General features: G+C 59.8%; 13 protein-coding genes and 1 pseudogene. 8 read left to right on the top strand and 6 right to left on the bottom strand.

Annotated features, from left to right (window positions below; translation table 11 throughout):
- Positions 1-63: 63 nt before the first annotated feature.
- Positions 64-1,290: an MFS transporter gene (locus tag M5C01_RS12705; protein WP_152739052.1), complete on the top strand. Its 1,227-nt coding sequence runs from the start codon at positions 64-66 to the stop codon at positions 1,288-1,290.
- A 30-nt stretch (positions 1,291-1,320) separates the two neighbouring features.
- Here the strand turns inward: M5C01_RS12705 and M5C01_RS12700 are convergent, their stop codons facing one another.
- Both M5C01_RS12700 and M5C01_RS12695 read right to left on the bottom strand, forming a co-directional pair.
- The gene (locus tag M5C01_RS12700) at positions 1,321-2,241 is read right to left on the bottom strand and encodes a substrate-binding domain-containing protein (protein WP_152739049.1); all 921 of its coding nucleotides are present in this window, start codon (positions 2,239-2,241) and stop codon (positions 1,321-1,323) included.
- Between the two features lie 17 nt (positions 2,242-2,258).
- Positions 2,259-4,244, bottom strand: coding sequence for a methyl-accepting chemotaxis protein (locus M5C01_RS12695; RefSeq protein ID WP_152739046.1), 1,986 nt, complete (start codon positions 4,242-4,244; stop codon positions 2,259-2,261).
- A 434-nt stretch (positions 4,245-4,678) separates the two neighbouring features.
- On the opposite strand from M5C01_RS12695, the gene M5C01_RS12690 reads away from it, so the two are divergent.
- A complete protein-coding gene (locus M5C01_RS12690) occupies positions 4,679-6,244 on the top strand; it encodes a CocE/NonD family hydrolase (RefSeq protein WP_177098995.1) in 1,566 nt (521 codons plus the stop codon).
- Here the strand turns inward: M5C01_RS12690 and M5C01_RS12685 are convergent.
- Positions 6,205-6,741: pseudogene (locus M5C01_RS12685) on the bottom strand (class I fructose-bisphosphate aldolase); the annotation flags it as partial. The gene M5C01_RS12690 and the pseudogene M5C01_RS12685 sit on opposite strands and share 40 nt — an antisense overlap.
- Positions 6,742-7,110: 369 nt before the next feature.
- Between M5C01_RS12685 and M5C01_RS12680 the strand changes: the two are divergent.
- From M5C01_RS12680 to M5C01_RS12655, 6 genes are all read left to right on the top strand, one after another.
- Positions 7,111-8,787 carry a bifunctional sulfate adenylyltransferase/adenylylsulfate kinase gene (locus M5C01_RS12680; protein ID WP_152739041.1) on the top strand — a complete coding sequence of 559 codons (1,677 nt, stop codon included), beginning with the start codon at positions 7,111-7,113 and terminating at the stop codon, positions 8,785-8,787.
- Between the two features lie 66 nt (positions 8,788-8,853).
- The gene (locus tag M5C01_RS12675) at positions 8,854-9,909 is read left to right on the top strand and encodes a sulfotransferase (protein WP_218171190.1); all 1,056 of its coding nucleotides are present in this window, start codon (positions 8,854-8,856) and stop codon (positions 9,907-9,909) included.
- Between the two features lie 72 nt (positions 9,910-9,981).
- Entirely contained in the window at positions 9,982-10,362 is a 381-nt protein-coding gene (locus tag M5C01_RS12670; protein WP_152739038.1) for a RidA family protein, read from the top strand.
- A gap of 122 nt (positions 10,363-10,484) precedes the next feature.
- Positions 10,485-12,485 carry a U32 family peptidase gene (locus M5C01_RS12665; protein WP_152739036.1) on the top strand — a complete coding sequence of 667 codons (2,001 nt, stop codon included), beginning with the start codon at positions 10,485-10,487 and terminating at the stop codon, positions 12,483-12,485.
- Between the two features lie 293 nt (positions 12,486-12,778).
- Positions 12,779-13,135, top strand: a complete 357-nt coding sequence (locus M5C01_RS12660) for a DUF1640 domain-containing protein (protein ID WP_152739033.1) — start codon at positions 12,779-12,781, stop codon at positions 13,133-13,135.
- A gap of 102 nt (positions 13,136-13,237) precedes the next feature.
- Positions 13,238-13,633, top strand: coding sequence for a DUF4280 domain-containing protein (locus M5C01_RS12655; RefSeq protein ID WP_152739030.1), 396 nt, complete (start codon positions 13,238-13,240; stop codon positions 13,631-13,633).
- Here M5C01_RS12655 and M5C01_RS12650 read toward each other — a convergent pair whose 3' ends face one another.
- From M5C01_RS12650 to tssH, 3 genes are read right to left on the bottom strand one after another with little or no spacing between them, the layout of a single operon-like run.
- Positions 13,634-14,179 carry a toxin-antitoxin system YwqK family antitoxin gene (locus M5C01_RS12650; RefSeq protein ID WP_152739027.1) on the bottom strand — a complete coding sequence of 182 codons (546 nt, stop codon included), beginning with the start codon at positions 14,177-14,179 and terminating at the stop codon, positions 13,634-13,636.
- A gap of 9 nt (positions 14,180-14,188) precedes the next feature.
- On the bottom strand, positions 14,189-16,195 hold the full coding sequence (tssI, locus tag M5C01_RS12645) for a type VI secretion system tip protein VgrG (protein ID WP_152739024.1): 2,007 nt from the start codon (positions 16,193-16,195) through the stop codon (positions 14,189-14,191).
- 35 nt (positions 16,196-16,230) lie between these two features.
- Complete coding sequence (tssH, locus tag M5C01_RS12640; protein ID WP_152739315.1) at positions 16,231-18,777, bottom strand: type VI secretion system ATPase TssH; 2,547 nt, start codon at positions 18,775-18,777, stop codon at positions 16,231-16,233.

The following is an 18,777-nucleotide window of genomic DNA, read 5'->3' as shown; positions in this document are numbered from 1 at the left end:
ATAATCGCCTCCAATTTCTCCCTTCCGCCTGGCTTCAGGCGAATACCCCCGGAACCCAACACCATGCCAAGCGCAAGCCAGGCCCCTCGAGGTCTTCCCGAACATAATCAACAGAGCGTCAAGCAGCAATGGCTGGCGATTCTCTCGGTCGCCGTGGGTGCCTTCGCCTTGGTGACCAGTGAGTTTCTCCCGGTGGGCGTACTCAACGACGTCGCCAGTGACCTGGGTATCAGTGCCGGCCACGCCGGGCTGATGGTTACCTTGCCCGGCATCATGGCCGCCCTCGCCGCGCCATTGCTGTCTGTCGGCATTGGCGCCATGGACCGTCGCTATCTGCTGATCGGCCTGACGCTGATAATGATCATCGCCAACTCGGTCGTGGCCTACGCCAGCGACTTCAGTCTGCTGCTGTTCGGCCGCGTACTCCTGGGCATCAGTATCGGCGGTTTCTGGGCCACTGCCATTGCCCTCAGCGGCCGCCTGGCCCCCAAGGGAGTCGGCGTAGCCCAGGCCACCTCGATCATCATGGTGGGTGTGACATTGGCCACCGTACTGGGTGTGCCCGTAGGCACCTGGCTGAGTGGCCTGATGGGCTGGCGCATGACCTTCCTGGTCACCGCGCTGTTGGGCGTACCGGTGCTACTGGCGCAGATATTCCTGCTACCGCGGCTCGCCCCGGAAAAGGCCATTCGCATCAGCGACCTGCCGGCCTTGTTCATCAATCCACAATCTCGGGTTGGCTTGATCGCTGTACTGCTGATTGGCCTGGCGCACTTTGCCGCTTACACCTATGTCGCCCCCTTCTTCAAACACAGTTCCGGCTTCGACGGGCCGACTATTGGCTCATTGCTGCTGCTCTATGGCGTGGCCGGGGTAATGGGTAATATTTTCGCCGGTTTCGCCGCCAACCGCAGCGTCCGTCACACCCTGTTGCTGGTCGCCCTGATGATCGGCACCAGCACTGCCCTGTTTCCCTATTTCGCCACGGGCATGACCGGCGCAGCGATGCTCATAGCGCTCTGGGGCTTCGCCTTCGGCGCCTTTCCGGCCTGCGCCAGCATCTGGATGTTTGTCGTAGCGCCCAAGGATGTGGAGCGCGGCATGCCGCTCTTCGTCGCCTTGTTCCAGGTGATTATTGCCCTGGGCTCATTCTTTGGCGGGCAGATCGTCGACCAACTGGGCAGCTCGGTGCTGTTGAGCCTGGCGACGGCCCTGGTGGGCTGCGGTTTTGTTACTGTGCTTGTGCTGGGGAGTAACGTCAGTAATAGCCTGGCGGCCCAACCCAGCTAACCAAGAAGGCTGGTCAAGTGTGCACCTGGTTCATTCAAACTCCTGCCGATTCTCCGGAGTGATCAGCTTGAACGGCACCCAGATCAGCGGTGAATCCAGGCTCTCTCCCCTGGCCAGGCGCAATGCAACCTCCACCGCGCCATTCGCCTGGCCGATGGCGTCCTGGAACACACTCACGGCCATCTTGCCATCGGCCATCAGCTTCAAACCGTCAGGCGTGCCATCAATGCCACCGACCCAATAGTCCTTGGCATTTTTACCGGCCTTTTCCAGCCCCATGATCGCGCCAATAGCCATCTCATCGTTATTGGCCGCGATGATCGAGAAGTCCACGCCCGCCTTGACCCAATCGATAACAATGGCAGCCGCCTGGCTACGCTCCCAGTTACCGACCTTCTTCTGTACCACTTTCATGTTCGGGTATTTGGCGACGACCTTTTCCACATCTTCGGTGCGCATCAACGAGGACTTGTTGTTGGGGTCCCCCACCAGGATCACCACATTGCCCTTGTAGTTGGCGCGGCGGGCCAGCTCTTCCATTTGCAGCGTGCCCGACTCCAGCTCATCGGATCCGACGAATGCCGTCTGCGCCGGCCATTTATCGGGACCGGGGTTGCGGTTGACGAACACCAGCGGGATTTTCGCCGCAGTGGCCAAACGCAGCATTTCAGGGGCGCTCTTGGCATTGACCATCGCGACCACGATGGCGTCTACCTTGGAATTGACCAGGTTACGAAACTGGCGCATCTGCAACTCGGCGCTATCATGACCATCTTCCATGAAGATATCGGTATCCAGCACGGCGGCATGCTTCTGCACGCCATTGCGCAGGATGGTCTGGAAGTTGTCGTCGTATTTGGCCATGGCCACGCCCAACAGCGGCGTAGCGGCCTGGGCCAAACCGGCAGTAAGGCAACTGATACCCAAGGCAAGCGTCAACCACTGTTTCATGTTCGGTCTCCCCGGCGTCATACGCTGAAATGATGGAGCAGCTCACGCTGCACCTTGGCCATGTCCGACAGGCCCTGGCTGCTGCTGGCCGTACGCTCGGCCCCCTCGGCGGCCTGTTGGGCGGAGTCGTTGATCTGGGTGACCATGCGGCTGGTTTCCTGCACCGTGGCACTCTGTTCCTCGGTGGCGGCAGCGATCTGGATGTTCATGTCACGGATGGTGCCCACCGCCTCCCCCATCGCCACCAGCAGCTCATCGGCGCCAGAGGCCAAGGTCACGCAGTTGTTGGATTGCACCTGGCTTTCGTTCATCACTTGCACGGCGGAATGAATCTTGCCCTGCATCTGGCCGATCATTTCCTGGATTTCGCTGGTCGACGCCTGGGTGCGGCTGGCCAGTGAACGCACTTCATCAGCCACCACCGCAAAGCCCCTGCCTTGCTCGCCGGCACGGGCCGCTTCAATGGCGGCGTTGAGCGCCAACAGGTTGGTCTGTTCGGCAATGGTGCGAATCGCATCGACGATACTGTCGATGTTCTGGCCATATTTCTGCAGTTCGTCGGTGACCGCCGAGGCCTTGTTCACCTGCTCGGCCTGCTGGCGGATATTGACGATGGTCTCGGCTACTCGCTGTTGCACCTTGTGGGTCAGCTCGCTGGTGTCGTCCACCGCGCTACGGGTGTCCTGCGCCCGCCGCGCGACTTCTTCGACGGTACTCTCCATCTCGGTCATCGCCGAAGCAGCGGAATGCAGGCGATCTTTCTGTTCATCCACTACCCGTGTGGTCTGCTCGCTGACCACCGCGTTATCGCTCGCGGACTGGGCCAGGGTATCGGCGGAGCCGATCAGCTCACGGAAGGTAGTCTGCAAGGACTGAGTCAGTTCGTTGAGGTAGCCGCCGAGTTCACCGAATTCATCTTTGCGACTGACATCGAAGCGCACCCGCATGTCACCCCGGGTAAGCTGCTTCAGCACCTCGCGAAAGGCCGCCAGCGGCCGACGCAGGCTGAAGGCCACCCACGTCCCGATCACCAAGGCGGCCAACACCGCCAGCACACAGACGATCAACAGCAGGCTGAGGCTGTTGCTGATGGTGGCGTCGGCATCGCTCTTCGCCGCGCTGGCCACGTCAAGAGACTGGCTACCGAATTCGCCGATCTTGTCCAGGGTGGCCTGCAGGCGGGTTTCCGTCGTCTGGCGTTGTTCGCGAACATGGTCGGCCAGGCTGGCTTCCTGCTGAAAGGCACGATACAGCCCATCACTGCCGGTCAGGTCGTTGAGCAAACGGTTGACCATGACCGCGACGATGCGCCCTACCCTGGGGTCAACCGCCAAAAATGCCTGGACCCGCGAGTTAATCACCTCGTCCTGCAGGTTAAGCAGGCGCTGCAAGGTCACGATATCCGGCTTGGCGGCGTGGGCGGCCAGACTGTCGTAGGACTTATTGACTTCCAGCAGCAACTTCTCCGCTGCGGCCAGGTGTTCATCGGCACCGGCACTGCGCTCACGGGCGATATAATCGCGCAGATAGCTGGTCAGCTGGACTCCCTGGCTGCTGCTGTAACCTTGCAACTCGTGGGTCAGGGCAACTTGCGCCACATACTGGCGATGGGTCTCCATCAGGCTCTGGGCCTGTTCGACATAAGCCGCACTGAGTTGGCGTTGTTGAGTCAGGTTGTCGCGTAGCTGCGGGTGATCGCCGATATAGGTCGGAATACTCTCGAGCAATTGGGTAAAGCGCACCAGGCTGTCGTTGAACGGCTGCTTGCCGTCGTCGATCTGCTTGGGGTCGTTGCTGATAAGAACCGCCAACAGTGCCTGATTGGCCCTGAGAATATGAACGTAAAGCTCGCTGGCCGCCCGGCTCAACGGCGCAGATTGGCCGGTGATGATCGTCAAGCGCTCGCTGATCGAGTGGGTGCTTTGATAGCTGATGCCGACCATGGTGAGCAACACCACCAACAACACGGCAAATCCGCCAATCACTCGCTGAAGAATGGTCATGGCTATCCTCTTTTATTTTTATACGGACTCAAGCATACGTTGCACAGAGCACCAATCTTGGCGGTTTCTTGGTGGCCTGAACGGTTATCGGCGTGTCAATGGCCAACTTTAGGCTCAGCCTGTTGGCCTCTCCGACGACCTCACTCACGTTGGTACTTTGGCAGCTTCTCGACCACCCCGGCCAATAATGGCAATATGCCGCTTGACGAGCGGTACGTTCACTTTGAGGAATGGTAATATCGCTGGCCATCATTCACAGACAGCCCTTGAGAAGTGCTGAGGCTCTTTCGCTCAGGACGATGCAGTGAGCACCTTATATGCCAGCACGATATAAAAAAATAATAGCCCTCTTGTTTTATGTCATTTTACAAGGGACTAATCCTGCCTACGCCGCGAATGAAGAGCCTGACGCCAGCAAGATGCCAGAGGCCTCCATGAATGAGCGTGTGCTCAATATTCCCGGTGATAGCGAGCGTCCTGTTGCCCTGCAACTGACAATATTGACGCCCAATGGCCCAGGCCCGTTTCCCTTGGTGGTGATGAATCACGGCTCCGATGGCAAAAAAAAGCCGAAGGATAATCCCCGTTATCACCTGACTTTTTCCGCCTATTATTTTCTGTCGCGCGGTTATGCCGTGGCGCTGCCCATGATGCGTGGCTTTGCCGGATCGGGCGGACAACCAGAGCACCATGGTTGCGACTTTATAGCGACCGGTCTCAGCAATGCCCAAGACATCCGCGCAGTCATCCAGTATATGACCGCACAGTCCTACATCGATGGTCGGCGCATTGTTGTCGCAGGCCAAAGTTTTGGCGGCTTTAACACATTGGCACTCGGCACGCTCAACATCCCTAACGTCAAAGGCCTGATTAACTTTGCAGGTGGGCTCAAAGAGTCTGATTGTGCCACCTCGGAGCAAAGTATGGCCGTTGCCGCTGCCTACAACGGCGCACATACCAGCATTCCGTCCATCTGGTTTTATGGCAGCAATGACAAAGTGTTTTCTGAGCCGACCTGGCGCACCGTCTATGAGCGGTATACCGCAGCGGGTGGTGCGGCCGAACTAGTGGCGTATGGCGACTTCATGGACGACTCGCATAACCTGTTGGGTTTTCCGGAAGGCCTGGCGATTTGGGGGGCTAAAGTAGACGCCTTCCTGGCCAAATTGGGGCTGCCTCACCAACCGCTCCACCCCGAGTACCTGCCAGTACCTGCGCCGCCGCCAACCCGGTATGCCGCCATCGAGGATATTGGCGCCGTGCCGCTTACGAACGACCTGGATCGACAGAAATACCGAGAGTTCTTGACCCAATCCATGCCGCGCGCTTTCCTTATCGGCGAAAATGGTGGCGTCGCTTCCATGCATGGTGGGTTCGATCCGCTCGGTGCCGGGCTTCGCGCCTGTAAAAATAAAGGCGCCACGTGCTACCCCTACGCGGTGGATAATGAAGTGGTCTGGGTGAAGCGATTACCGACACAGGTTCCACCACCAACACATTTCGCGGCACTCAATGACGCGAATGCCGTACCGTATATCAACGATCAGGGCCGGCAAACCTATCAACAGTTTCTAACAAAACAGCTTCCACGCGCCTTTCTGATTGCTGGCGATGGCACTGCTGCTTCAATGCAAGGTGGTTTTGATCCGCTTGGCAGGGGATTGGCCGAATGTAAAAAAGTGGGAAAAAACTGCCGGCCCTACGCCGTGGACAATGACGTAGTTTGGGTTAAACCCGCACAAACTCCACCCCCCACGCATTTTGCGACGCTAGAGGATACGACGGCTATTCCCTATCTCAGCACAACGGCCCGAGACGGGTATCGAAAGTTTCTGGCACTTAAAAAGCCACGCGCTTTTACCATCGCCCCCGATGGCGGCTGGTCTGCATCGGCCGGCGGTCACGAACCACTGCAAACTGCTTTGGATGAATGTGCAAAAGCCCATCGAGACTGTCGACCTTATGCGGTCGACGATGAGGTCGTATGGTCGAAAAGGTAACTGAAAAAGGCGCCAGTTCCGATGATCATTGTGTGATTTAGTCGTTTCCAACCTGCTCTGATAACGCGTTCCATCGTGCGATGATCGCCACCTCGGGGTGGTGGGCATCGTAGGTGAGAATGCTCAGTGTGGTTACATCTGAGTCTGTGTAACAGCGCCTGTTGAGCGGCCACCACATTCGCCTCCTCACCGCGCCAGATCTCCAAAGCCGGCTCGACGATGGGCACCAGCCCCTCCTCCTGGCACAACGCGGCATAACGGGCCAACGCCTGGGCGTTGGCCTCGATGCAACCGCTGCTGGGAATGCCGCTCCCCACGGTGATGACCGCACGCCACTTGGCAAACCGGGCGCCCATTTGAAAGTATTCCTTGAGCCGGTTGCGCAGCCCGTCCAGGCCCTCGGTGATTTTTTCTCCTGGATGAGCGGCCAGATCCGTTGCCCCCATGTCCACTTTGATGCCTGGAATAACACCCGCGGCGCCCAGGGCGTCACTGAATGAGACGCCTTGTTAATAGAGGATTTCCGGCGGCTGGCCACAGTGTAGAAGATGGCCGAAGCGCCAGATTCACCAAAGAGCTGCCCCAGCCCTGAACACCCGTTAATACTCAGGATAAAAAACATCAAGTCCGTTTTGTTCTATGCCCATGCATTGACAGCCATTTGATATCACGCTCTACTTCGGCTTACATAAAGCTATATCCATATAAGGAAATGAACGCATGCGCAAGGACGCCGAAGCAATCGAGCTTGCCCGCTCTCAAAAGCGCCGTTAATTCGCATTCAACTCTTTGATTTTATTGTGCGCGCATCATGATTTTGGTGCGCTCTAAACTGGGTCGATTCGAATAAAGAGGGGCGCCTTATCGTGGAGAACTACAAAGAAAAGCATAACCTTTCCTCCCTGCCTTTCTGGGTACTCTCCGCGAGACAACTCTGTGACCTGGAGCTTCTGGCTAACGAGGCCTTTTCGCCGCTGACGGGTTTTCTCGGTTTAGAGGATTATCTCAGCGTCGTCCACCACATGCGACTGAGCTCGGGTGCCCTTTGGCCAATGCCGATCACCCTGGATATCCCGCAGACATTGGCTGATCAACTGGTACCCGGGGGCGAGTTGGCGCTACGTGATCCGGAAGGCCTCACATTAGCCGTACTGGCCATTGAGTCAATCTACCAACCGGACCATCACATCGAGGCGTTGCGGGTTTTTGGCACCCAGGACAAGGGCCATCCCGGTGTGGCAGCCTTGTATCGGCAGCATGCTTTCAATGTCGGCGGGATCATCAAAAAAGTCGACTCGGTGACGCACTATGATTTTTCTGATTTGCGCTTGTCGCCCGCGCAAGTCAAACGCGAAATAGCCCGTCGTGGCTGGGACGCGGTCGTTGCCTTTCAAACACGTAATCCGATGCATTGTGCCCATGTCGAACTGACCCTTCGCGCCATGAAACAGGCCAATGCGGCCTTGTTGCTACAGCCCGTCGTGGGGCTGACCAAACCGGATGATATCGATTATTACACCCGTGTCAGGTGCTACAAACACGCCCTGAAGTCTTACCCCGCCGATGCCGTCCTGCTGTCATTGCTGCCGTTGGCCATGCGTATGGGCGGCCCCCGTGAGGCCGTTTGGCACGCCCTGATTCGCAAGAACTTTGGTGCCACGCACTTTATCGTTGGCCGTGATCACGCCGGTCCCGGCAACGATAAGCACGGCAACGCGTTCTACTCGCCCTATGCCGCCCAGGAAATGGCGTTGGCACATGCGCAGGAAATCGGCCTGCAGATCCTGGCCTTCGAGGAAATGTTGTATATCAAGGAGGAGCGACGTTACGCGCCGGCCTCAGAGGTGCCACCAGGTGCCGCCGTGCTGAGCCTGTCGGGAACCGCCGTCAGGGAAAAGCTGGCCAGCGGCGCGGAAATTCCCGAATGGTTCAGTACACCCGATATCGTCGCAGAACTGCGTCGTTCATATCGTCCGAAACAACAGCAAGGCTTTGTGCTCTTTTTTACCGGGCTGTCTGGCGCCGGCAAGTCAACGATTGCCAATGGCATCGCCGTGCGACTGCGGGAGGACGGGAGACGAACCGTGAGTTTGCTGGATGGCGACGTGGTCCGACATAGCCTCTGCAAGGGGCTCGGTTTTTCAAAAGAGGACCGCGAGGCCAATGTAGAGCGTATTGGTTTTGTGGCTATCGAGATCGCCAGGGCCGGCGGGATCGCAATCTGCGCGTGTATTGCGCCCTACGCGAGTACGCGCCAGGTCTGTCGAGAGTTGGCCGGCACCCACAAGACGGCTTTTTTCGAAATATATATAGCGGCGGATCTGGAGGTTTGTGAAAGACGTGACCGAAAGGGTTTGTATGCCAAAGCCAGGGCCGGGAAGCTACCGGGGATGACGGGTATTGATGCCCCCTATGAAGCACCGCTCTATCCCGACTTGCGAATTGACACCGCCTCCCTGAGTGCGGCCCAGGCGGTGGAGTTGATCATTGCCACCCTGGTCGAGCTGGACTATCTCCCCTCCTCTCTCCTTCATGAGCCCTGAACCACAACAGCCTTGTATACACCCATCCAAGTAGCCTGAGCCCGCTGTGTTTCCAAGGAGAACGACGTGAACGTGACCGACAAACCCGTGTCCACTGGCAATGCGCGCCCACGGCCCATCTTGATGATCCCGTTGCGTCGCTGCGGTAGTCATGCTCTGCGCCTACGCCTCAATCTCAATCCGCAGTTCTTTTCACCTTATCCGTTGCACATCGCTGACTATATGCCGATTGTTCCCCTGTACGGTGATATCGCCGATGACAACGCCTACTTTCGCATGGTGGTCGATGTTGTCGGTCTGCAGGCCGCCAGCATCGTCAAATGGCCCGGCAGCGCTTTCGATCCGATCGATATTTTCGAGCGGGTTCGCCACGAGCCGCGAAGCGTGCATCGGATTACCTGGGAGTTGCTGTTATGCGCGGCGGAGCAGCAGCACGCCCATGTGGCGATGGACAAGTCGCTCGACGATGTGCACTACGCCCATGAACTCATGCAGCTTTTCCCCAATATGCTGCTGCTCAATGTTGTCCGTGACCCCCGTGCGCAGGTCGCTTCAATGAATCGCGCGATCATTCATGACTTCGACACCTTGATCAATGCACAAACCTGGGTGGCGGCGCATCGAGCGGCGCAATCCTTGATCGAGCGTTACCCCGGGCGCGTATTGACCATACGCTATGAAGATTTCCTGCTCGATGAAGAATCGACACTCAAGCAGATCTGCCATTTTTTCGGCATTGAATTTCTCGACAAAATGCTCGATATCTCCGAATCCCGGGAAGCAAGGCAGATTTCGAAAATGTCGGCGCTTTGGTCATCCAACAGCTCTTCGCCGATCACCACGAATATTGATAAATTCAAAGGGCAACTGAGCACCCAGGAGATCGAAGTTATCGAGACCCTGGCCAAGGAGTTCATGTTGCGATATGGCTATGAGCCCATGACCGAGGCCAATTTCGCCTTTGACACGCACATGTTGGTGGACGCCGCCGAGCGCTCGGGTGACGCCCGCAAATTTGCCTGGCAAGACTTGGAACAGAAGAATTTCCAAGACTACATTTTGCGCCAATACCGCGTGGACTACCTGGCCTCGGTGCGCAGTCGGCTTGAGCGAAGTCGATAACGCCAGGCGGATGGCGGAGTAGCCGGGCAAATCGGCATAATCCGCCTATCCCACCTCAAGCAAGAGAATTTCATGGCGAACCAAGGCATTACCTTCCTTCCCGACCCCGACGCGGATTCCATCTCCTCCGATGTTGCCGGTTTCGGCGGCCTGCTGGTCTCCACCCAGATCCCTACCCGTGCCGACGGCAGCCTGGAACTGGGCGACATCACCCTGCAGAGCGAGTGCACGCTACAGGCGCTCAAAGTGGCACTGGAAAAAGCCGGCAGTTCCATGGACCGGGTTCTGCACCTGACCATCTACCTCACCGACATCGCCGATCGCCCCGCCTTCAACGAAGTCTATAAACGCTTCTTCGCCAAGCCCTGGCCGGTGCGCGCAGCCGTTGGCGTGGCGGCCCTGGCGGTCGAAGGCATGCGGGTGGAAGTCACCGCGATGGCCGCCAAGGGCTGAGTTCGCGGCTTTATCCGGCGGCCGCGCTCAGCGAGTGGTCGCCGACTGGCAGCATTCGGGTGTCGGTCAGGCGTTTCGCCGCTACAATGCACGCCTTGACCGTGAAGCCTGACTAAAAAAACATGTCCCTACCCAAGCATCACCTGGAATTGCTCAGCCCCGCCCGCGACGTAGCCATCGCCCGCGAGGCCATCCTGCATGGCGCTGATGCCGTGTATATCGGCGGCCCGAGCTTCGGCGCGCGCCACAACGCCTGCAACGAAGTGAGCGATATCGCCGGATTGGTGGAGTTCGCCCGTCGTTACCACGCCCGGGTGTTCACCACGATCAACACGATCCTGCACGACAACGAGCTGGAACCGGCCCGCAAGCTGATCCATCAGCTCTACGATGCCGGCGTCGACGCCTTGATCGTCCAGGACCTGGGCGTGATGGAGCTGGATATTCCGCCCATCGAGCTGCATGCCAGTACCCAGACCGATATCCGCACCCTGGCACGGGCGAAGTTCCTCGACCAGGCCGGCTTCTCGCAGCTGGTACTGGCCCGCGAGCTGAACCTGCAAGAGATCCGCGCCATCGCCGACGAGACCGATGCCGCAGTCGAGTTCTTCATTCACGGCGCGTTGTGCGTGGCGTTCTCCGGTCAATGCAATATCTCCCACGCGCAGAATGGCCGTAGCGCCAACCGTGGCGATTGCTCCCAGGCCTGTCGCCTGCCCTACACCCTGAAAGATGACCAGGGTCGTGTGGTTGCCTTTGAGAAACACCTGCTGTCGATGAAGGACAACAACCAGAGCGCCAACATTCGCGCCCTGGTCGAAGCCGGCGTGCGCTCGTTCAAGATCGAGGGGCGCTACAAGGACATGGGCTATGTGAAAAACATCACCGCCTACTACCGCCAGCGCCTGGACGATGTCCTCGAAGACCGCCCGGACCTGGCCCGTGCTTCCAGTGGTCGTACTGCGCATTTCTTCTTGCCCGATCCGGAGAAAACCTTCCATCGTGGCAGCACCGACTACTTTGTCAGTGATCGCAAGATCGACATTGGCGCCTTCGACACCCCAACCTTTACCGGCCTGCCGGTGGGCGTGGTGGAGAAGGTCGGCAAGCGCGATATGCAGGTGGTGACCCATGAGCCGCTGTCCAACGGCGACGGCCTCAATGTGCAGGTCAAGCGCGAGGTAGTGGGCTTCCGCGCCAACATCGCCGAACCCAAGGGCGAATTCGAAGAAGATGGCGAGAAGCGCTATCGCTACCGCGTCGAGCCTAACGAGATGCCGGCCGGGCTGCACAACCTGCGGCCGAACCATCCGTTGAGCCGTAACCTGGACCACAACTGGCAGCAAGCCCTGCTCAAGACCTCCGCCGAACGCCGGATCGGCCTTTCGTGGGTGGCTCGTCTGCGCGAAGAGCGCCTGGAACTGACCGCCACCAGCGAAGAAGGCGTCAGCGCCAGCGTTGCCCTGGACGGTCCATTCGGTCTGGCCAACAAACCGGAACAGGCCCTGGAGCAATTGCAGGACCTGCTCGGCCAACTGGGCACCACCCAGTACCACGCCACGGATATCAAGCTGGATGCGCCACAGGCGTATTTCATTCCTAATTCGCAGCTCAAGACCTTGCGCCGTGAAGTGATCGAAGCGCTGACCGTGGCCCGTATTGCCGCGCACCCACGGGGCAGCCGCAAGGCCGAGACCACGCCGCCACCGGTGTACCCGGATTCGCATCTGTCGTTCCTGGCCAACGTCTACAACCAGAAGGCCCGCGACTTCTATCACCGTCACGGCGTCAAGCTGATCGACGCGGCTTTCGAGGCGCACGAGGAGACCGGTGAAGTGCCGGTGATGATCACCAAGCACTGCCTGCGCTTCTCCTTCAACCTCTGCCCCAAGCAGGCCAAGGGTGTGACGGGCGTGCGCACCAAGGTCGCGCCGATGCAGCTGATCCACGGTGACGAGGTGCTGACGCTGAAGTTCGACTGCAAGCCTTGCGAGATGCATGTGGTCGGCAAGATCAAGGGGCATATCCTTGACCTGCCGCTACCAGGCAGCGGCGTGCAGCAAGTCGTTGGGCATATCAGTCCTGAAGATCTGCTCAAGACGATTCATCGGGCGCCGCACTGAGGCCATGACTGTTTGACACAAGAACGGGGAGCAAACTCCCCGTTTTCAGACGTTTGAGTCATGTGGCAAGACATCGGCCCGGGGTCGCTCCTGAATACGCTCCCACGCGATGCCCAAGCCTACGCAACCCCAGGAAAAGTCCGACTATCTCTCCCAACAGGTTTAGTCGAGCATACGGGCTGGATCGCTGTTGTTCACAGCACTCGGCCAGGAAGGCTACGTTGACGGCTACAACCCCTTGCGGCCGCCGTCAGAGGATGCCTCCAGGTCGCGGGTCAATTGCAGGAGGCATGATGAAACTATCGCTCACCTTATACGATGCACTGACAGCTGCCACCATTCCGGCGAACAAGGCCAAGGCAGTTGTAAATGCCTGGGAGGCCGATGTGGAAAATCTCGCGTCAAAATCTGACTTGCAACAAACCGAGACGCACCTGAAAGCATCCATCTCGGAGCTGGGTTCCGCCATCAGGGAGCAAGGTGTCGAACTGCGCGCACTGATCAAGGAACAAGGCGCTGAACTGCGCGCCTCCATTTCGGGATTGGAGTCGCAGAACAAAATCCTGCGCTGGCAGTTTGGCCTGATCTTCATCTGTGTCGCGGTACCGATCCTGAAAATGGGATTTGAGCTACTGGCCCGGTCAGCTTGACCCCCTCTTTCGATTTCGGTTGTCCGCGATTTTTCGGGGCTGTGCGCTTGTTGCGCACAGCCCCACGAACCTATACTCGGCAGCCGTCATAGGGGGTTTTACATGGGCTGTCCCCAAGTCTGTTCCGGCGCTACCCTGCAATGCACCTTCGGCCTGGCGCCCGGCGTGCTCAACGTACTGCCGCAGAACCGCACCCTGGTGTCTGGTATGCCTGCAGCGAATCTCATGGACCATATTCCCCTGGTCAACATCATTCCCTTCGGCATGTGCCAGAGCCTGGCCAACCCCATGGTGGTGGCCGCAACGGCGGCGGCACTCGGGGTGCTGGTGCCCATGCCCTGTATTCCCGTGACCGTCGCGCCCTGGATACCCGGTGGTGCGCCGACCATGCTGCTGGGGCCGATGCCCGCGCTGGATGCCAACAGCACGCTGATGTGCAACTGGGCCGGGGTGATCAAGATCCTCTTCCCGGGCCAGGTGCAGATGCTGATTCCCTGATCAGGCATCGGGCGGCTGCCGCCATTTCAACCACCAGGCTTTCCAACGCGCCATGGGTTTTCCCGATTCATCGAGTGGCCGTCCATCCGCGGCATAGGATTGTGCGCCGTCCTGCGGTTGACCTTTGTCGTATTCAATCCGCGCCGCCAGCTGGCCATTGCCATGGAATCGCTGGTAAAGCCCCTGCAATTGCCCCTGCTGATAGTGTTCGCGAGACGCCAGCGTGCCGTCTTCGAAGTAACTGAGCACCTGCCCGTGCAGCAAGCCGGCGCGGTATTGCGCCTCGCGGATCAAGGCGCCTTGCGGGTTGTGGAACACCGCCTGGCCGTCGAGTTTATCCTTGCGGAAATTCAGCCGTGCCGAAGGCTGGCCGTTGGGGTGATAAATCACCATCGGCCCCTCCAGCGTGCCCTGGCTATAACTGAGCACTGCCTGCGGGCGACCACTTTCGCTCACCCGGGCCGGGCCTTCCAACTGGCCACCGATCAGGGTGGCGTTGAGAGTACTGTCGCCGCTGACGACTTCAACCTTGGCTGGTTTGTCCATATCCCCTCCTCAGTTGACCTTGACCAGGCCGCCCTTGATGGTCAGCATCGCACCGCCGTCCACGGTCTGCTCGGCACCGCCCTTGTTCATCAGGCTGACGCCGGCGTCGTTGGTCAGCGTGGTACCGGCCTTGTTTTCCAGTGAGGTCCCGGCTTTGTTGCTCAAGGCCGTACCAGCCTGGTTGCTCAGGGCCATACCGGCCTTGGCGCTGAGATTGGCGTCGCTCTTCGCCGTGAAATCGCCGCCACTTTGCAGGGTCAGGGTACCGGTCACCTTGATGGTGAGGTTGCCGTCCACGGTCAGTTGGTAATTGCCGCTCACCGTGTGGCTGTAGTTGCCACTGGTGGTGTGGGTCTGGTCGCCGCCGACCTTGAGTGTACGATCGCCCTTGACGTCCAGGGTGTCGCTGCCGGTCTGCAGGGTCACCGTACGCTTGCCCTTTTCCAGGGTGACGGTTTCATCGCCTTCCTTGACCGTGCGCGTACGGGCATTCTGCACCGTGAGGGTTTCGTCGTGGCCGACGGTGGCGGTGGTGTCGTTGAGTACATTGAACTTGAGGTCCTTCTGCGCCTGGAGAAAGACCTCCTCCGCGTCTTTCTTGTCCTCGAAACGCAGTTCGTTGAAGCCCTCGCCGCCCTTGGAAGACTGGGTCTTGATCCCGGACTGGGTCTGGTTGGCCGGCAAGGCATAGGGCAGCGTGTTTTCGCCGTTGTAGATACAGGCGGTGACCAGAGGGCGGTCCGGGTCGCCGTCGATAAAGGTCACCACCACTTCCTGGCCGATGCGTGGAATGAACTGCATGCCGAAGCCCTTGCCGGTCCAGCCTTGGGCTACGCGGACCCAGCACGAACTGTTCTCGTTCTTTTCACCCTCGCGGTCCCAGGTGAACTGGACCTTTATCCGCCCGTACTCGTCGGTCCAGATGTCCTCGCCGTCCTTGCCCACCACCCTGGCCGTCTGGGTATGCATGGTCGGCTTCGGGGTCAGGCGCAGGGGCCGATAGTTGACGCTCTTGGGAACCGCCTCGAAGCGATTGCGATAGTGTTCGTGACTGGCCTCATGGCTGACCGAGGTCAACAGCCATTCAATGTTCGCACTGCTGTCGTCGTGCCCGGTCAGGGCGAAGGTGTAGCCGGGCTGCAACCAACGGCAATCGCTTTCACCGATCAGCCGCAGCGCCTGGGTACGCAGGGCGTCCATGCGCTGTTTGCCCAGGGCATCGCCCCGCGCCTTGGCGGTGTAGCCACCGGGGTGTTCATAGACCGACAGAGGTCCTGACTCGGCTTCAGCGCGGCCGTACAACGAAGTGGTGGGGGTGACGAACTGATAGTCGGTGGCACTGTAGACCCCGGATACCGCTTGCTGGCTGATTTGCGCCGAGCGGATGCCCTGCAACTCCCGATTGCCGATCTGCTGGCCAAGATAGGCGATGCTGGCACCGTTCGGGCAGGCGACAAAGGCACTGTTGCTGTCCGCCAGTATCAGGGTATGCCGCCCTTCGGCATGGCTGAAAAACCAGAAGATCCCCTCCTCCTCCAGCAACCTGCAGACAAAGGCGAAATCGGTCTCGCCGTACTGGATGCAGTATTCGCGCGGTTCGTAGGTGCCGGAAAGCTTCAACTCGTAGTCGCTGAAGCCATGGGCCTTGAAGATACTGGTGACGATATCGCTGGTGGGCAGGTTCTGGTACACCCGGTTGTTGCTGGCCAGGGTCAGCCACCAGAGCCACGGGCGCAGTTGCAGGCTATAGCGCTCGGCGGTGGCATCGGCCGGTAGCTGGCGAATCTGCGCGCAAAGCCCATCCACGGGACGCTTCAGCGCGTCGTTATGCAGGGTCAGGGTCACATGGGTGGCCACGGCGCTGGCCATGGCCACTGTCTCGGTGCTGTAGCCGGTGACGCTGAACTCGCCCAGCTGGTTCAGGGACTCTTCGCCGCTCAGGGTTTCGGGGAACAACGGCGCCATGACCGCACCGCTCAACGACAGCGAGGTGTTGGTATCAGTGGGACGGGGCATGGTTTTCCTTGAAGATCATCTTTGACTACCTGTATTCATTCCAGCACCCATTGCGCCAGCTGCCCTGCCACCTGTTCCATCAGTACATGTTCCACATCCCTGGCGCCTGCCGCACTGCAACGGGCCAGCACGGCCTTGACGATGCCATCGTCGTAGTCGAAACGCTTGCCGGTGGCCGCCAGGTAACGCGCGCGCAGTTTCTCCAGCTTGGCCAGGACAATCCCTTCCAGGGTCACCTCATCCAGGGCGCGATACGGTACCACGGTCATGCGTGCCAGAAAGGCCGGGCGAAACGCCTGCAACAACACAGTGTGCAACTGCTGGTTGAAGGCTTCGGCGGTTTGTTGCTCAACGGCGCTGTCGAGGATCAGTTCGGCCCCGACATTGCTGGTTGCCAGCATCACGGTGTTCTTGAAGTCGACCACCAGGCCGCTGCCATCCTCCATAAGGCCTTTGTCAAACACGTTGTAGAAGGCTTCGAGCACGTCCGGATGGGCTTTTTCGATTTCGTCCAGCAAAACCACGCTGTAGGGCTTGCGCCGCACCGCCTCGGTCAACACGCCGCCGCTGCCATAACCGACGTAGCCCGGCGGCGCGCCCTTGAGCTGGCTGACGGTATGGGCTTCCTGGTATTCGGAAAGGTTGATGCTGATCAGATTGCGCTCGCCACCGTACAGCGCATCGGCCAGGGCATAGGCGGTCTCGGTCTTGCCCACGCCGGTGGGTCCCAGCAGCAGGAACACCCCGACCGGTTTTTGCGGGTCGGTGAGCCCGGCGCGATAAGCTTGCAGCCGTTGGGCGATGGCGCCGAGGGCAGCCCCCTGCCCCATTACCCGTTGGCCGAGGCGCTCGGCCAGGGTGCGCAGGGCATAGGCTTCGTCGGCGAGCACCTTGCCTTGTGGAATGCCGGTCCAGGCGGCAATCACCGCGGCGACGACTTTCGAGTCGACCTGTTCCGGTACCAGCGGATCGTCCTCGCGAATCGCGTTCAGGCCACTTTCCAGGCGCACCAGTTCGCTGGCCAGTTGTTCGAGACGGTTGTCCAGTTCCTCGTCATCGCGGTTCGGATCGACGCTTTCGTTGAGCGCGAGCATCTCGCGACGGGCCCTGAGCAACTCGGTCACGGCCTCGCGTTCCTTGTGCCAACGGGTTTCCAGTTCGACGATGGCCTGGCGGTCTTCCTGCTCCTGAAGTTCGAGCGGCCGGATACGCAGATCATGATCATGCCCGATGGCCTGTTCGCGGCGCAGGCGTTGCAGTTCGTCATGGGTCGCCGCCTGGCGATGCCGCAGGCTTTCCAGGGCAGGCGGCACGTCGTGCTGGGCCAGTGCCACCCGGGCACAGGCGGTGTCGAGCACGCTGATGGCCTTGTCCGGCAGTTGCCGCCCGGAGATATAGCGCTGGCTGAGCTTCACCGCATCCTGGATCGCCGCGTCCAGTACTTCGACGCCATGGTGCTGCTCCAGCTTGCCGGCCACGGCGCGTAACATCTGTATGGCGGTCTGCTCGTCCGGCTCTTCGACCTGGACCAGTTGGAAGCGTCGGGTCAGCGCCGGGTCTTTCTCGAAATATTTCTTGTACTCAAGCCAGGTGGTGGCGGCCAGGGTCCGCAGTTCACCACGGGCCAAAGCCGGCTTGAGCAGATTGGCCGCGTCGTTCTGCCCTTCGGCGGCACCGGCGCCGATCAGGGTATGGGCCTCGTCGATAAACAGGATGATCTTGCCGGCGGCGTTACGCACGCCTTCGATCACCCCCTTGAGGCGCTGTTCGAATTCACCCTTGACCCCCGCCCCGGCTTGCAGCAGCCCGAGGTCCAGTACCCGCAGGCTGACCGCCTGCAAGGGCGGCGGCACATCCCCTTGGGCAATGCGCAGCGCCAGGCCCTCGACCACCGCGGTCTTGCCGACCCCGGGAGCCCCCACCAGGATCGGGTTGTTCTGCCGACGGCGCAGGAGGATGTCGATGCACTGGCGGATCTCCCCGTCGCGGCCGATGATCGGGTCGATGCGCCCCTGGCGGGCGTCCTCCGTGAGGTCCTGGGTGTACTGCTCGAGCAATGATGCGTCAGCGCCGCCGGCTCGCGACGAAGCTTTTCCGGGGCGGGCCGGCAGGCCGGTTTCACAGGAGTGCTCGGTCAAGGCCATGAACTGGGTGCGCAACGGATCGCGGGCAATTCCGAGCAATGACGGGATGCTGCCTTGCAGCAGGGCCCGATATTCGTCGCGATCGAGCAGCGCCAGCAACAGCAGCCCGGAACGCACCCCCGTGGTGCCGAACACGCTGGCCTGGACCACGGCGTCCTCGATCAGCGCCAGCAGTTGTTTGGACAGCGTTGGTGTGCGGGTATTACCGGTCTTGAACAGCTCCAGGGCGAGATTGATTTCACTCGCCAGGCGATCGCGCTCCAACCCCAGCGCCGGCAACAGGCAAGCCAGGTCGCCGCCTTCGATCTCCAGCAATTCCAGCATCAGGTGTTCGATCTCGACAAAGTGCTGGTTACGCTGCCAACTGCGCTGGGCGGCCCGTTCCATGGCGTCGCGGCACTGATGGTTCAAGCGTGAGATCAGCACGGCGATTTCCAT

The sequence above is a fragment of the Pseudomonas sp. MWU12-2319 genome, assembly GCF_023242525.1.
In the GTDB taxonomy this organism is placed as follows: Bacteria; Pseudomonadota; Gammaproteobacteria; order Pseudomonadales; family Pseudomonadaceae; genus Aquipseudomonas; species Aquipseudomonas gingeri_D.
Note: the sequence above shows the minus strand (reverse complement) of the source record. Positions and strands in the feature narration are given on the sequence as shown.

Bases quoted from the DNA above. Each gene is read 5' to 3' on its own strand.
- M5C01_RS12700 (WP_152739049.1), bottom strand. From the start codon at position 2,241: ATGAAACAGTGGTTGACGCTTGCCTTGGGTATCAGTTGCCTTACTGCC.
- M5C01_RS12695 (WP_152739046.1), bottom strand. From the start codon at position 4,244: ATGACCATTCTTCAGCGAGTGATTGGCGGATTTGCCGTGTTGTTGGTG.
- M5C01_RS12655 (WP_152739030.1), top strand. From the start codon at position 13,238: ATGGGCTGTCCCCAAGTCTGTTCCGGCGCTACCCTGCAATGCACCTTC.
- tssH (WP_152739315.1), bottom strand. From the start codon at position 18,777: ATGGAAATCGCCGTGCTGATCTCACGCTTGAACCATCAGTGCCGCGAC.
- M5C01_RS12660 (WP_152739033.1), top strand. From the start codon at position 12,779: ATGAAACTATCGCTCACCTTATACGATGCACTGACAGCTGCCACCATT.
- M5C01_RS12665 (WP_152739036.1), top strand. From the start codon at position 10,485: ATGTCCCTACCCAAGCATCACCTGGAATTGCTCAGCCCCGCCCGCGAC.
- M5C01_RS12705 (WP_152739052.1), top strand. From the start codon at position 64: ATGCCAAGCGCAAGCCAGGCCCCTCGAGGTCTTCCCGAACATAATCAA.
- M5C01_RS12670 (WP_152739038.1), top strand. From the start codon at position 9,982: ATGGCGAACCAAGGCATTACCTTCCTTCCCGACCCCGACGCGGATTCC.
- M5C01_RS12690 (WP_177098995.1), top strand. From the start codon at position 4,679: ATGAATGAGCGTGTGCTCAATATTCCCGGTGATAGCGAGCGTCCTGTT.
- tssI (WP_152739024.1), bottom strand. From the start codon at position 16,195: ATGCCCCGTCCCACTGATACCAACACCTCGCTGTCGTTGAGCGGTGCG.
- M5C01_RS12650 (WP_152739027.1), bottom strand. From the start codon at position 14,179: ATGGACAAACCAGCCAAGGTTGAAGTCGTCAGCGGCGACAGTACTCTC.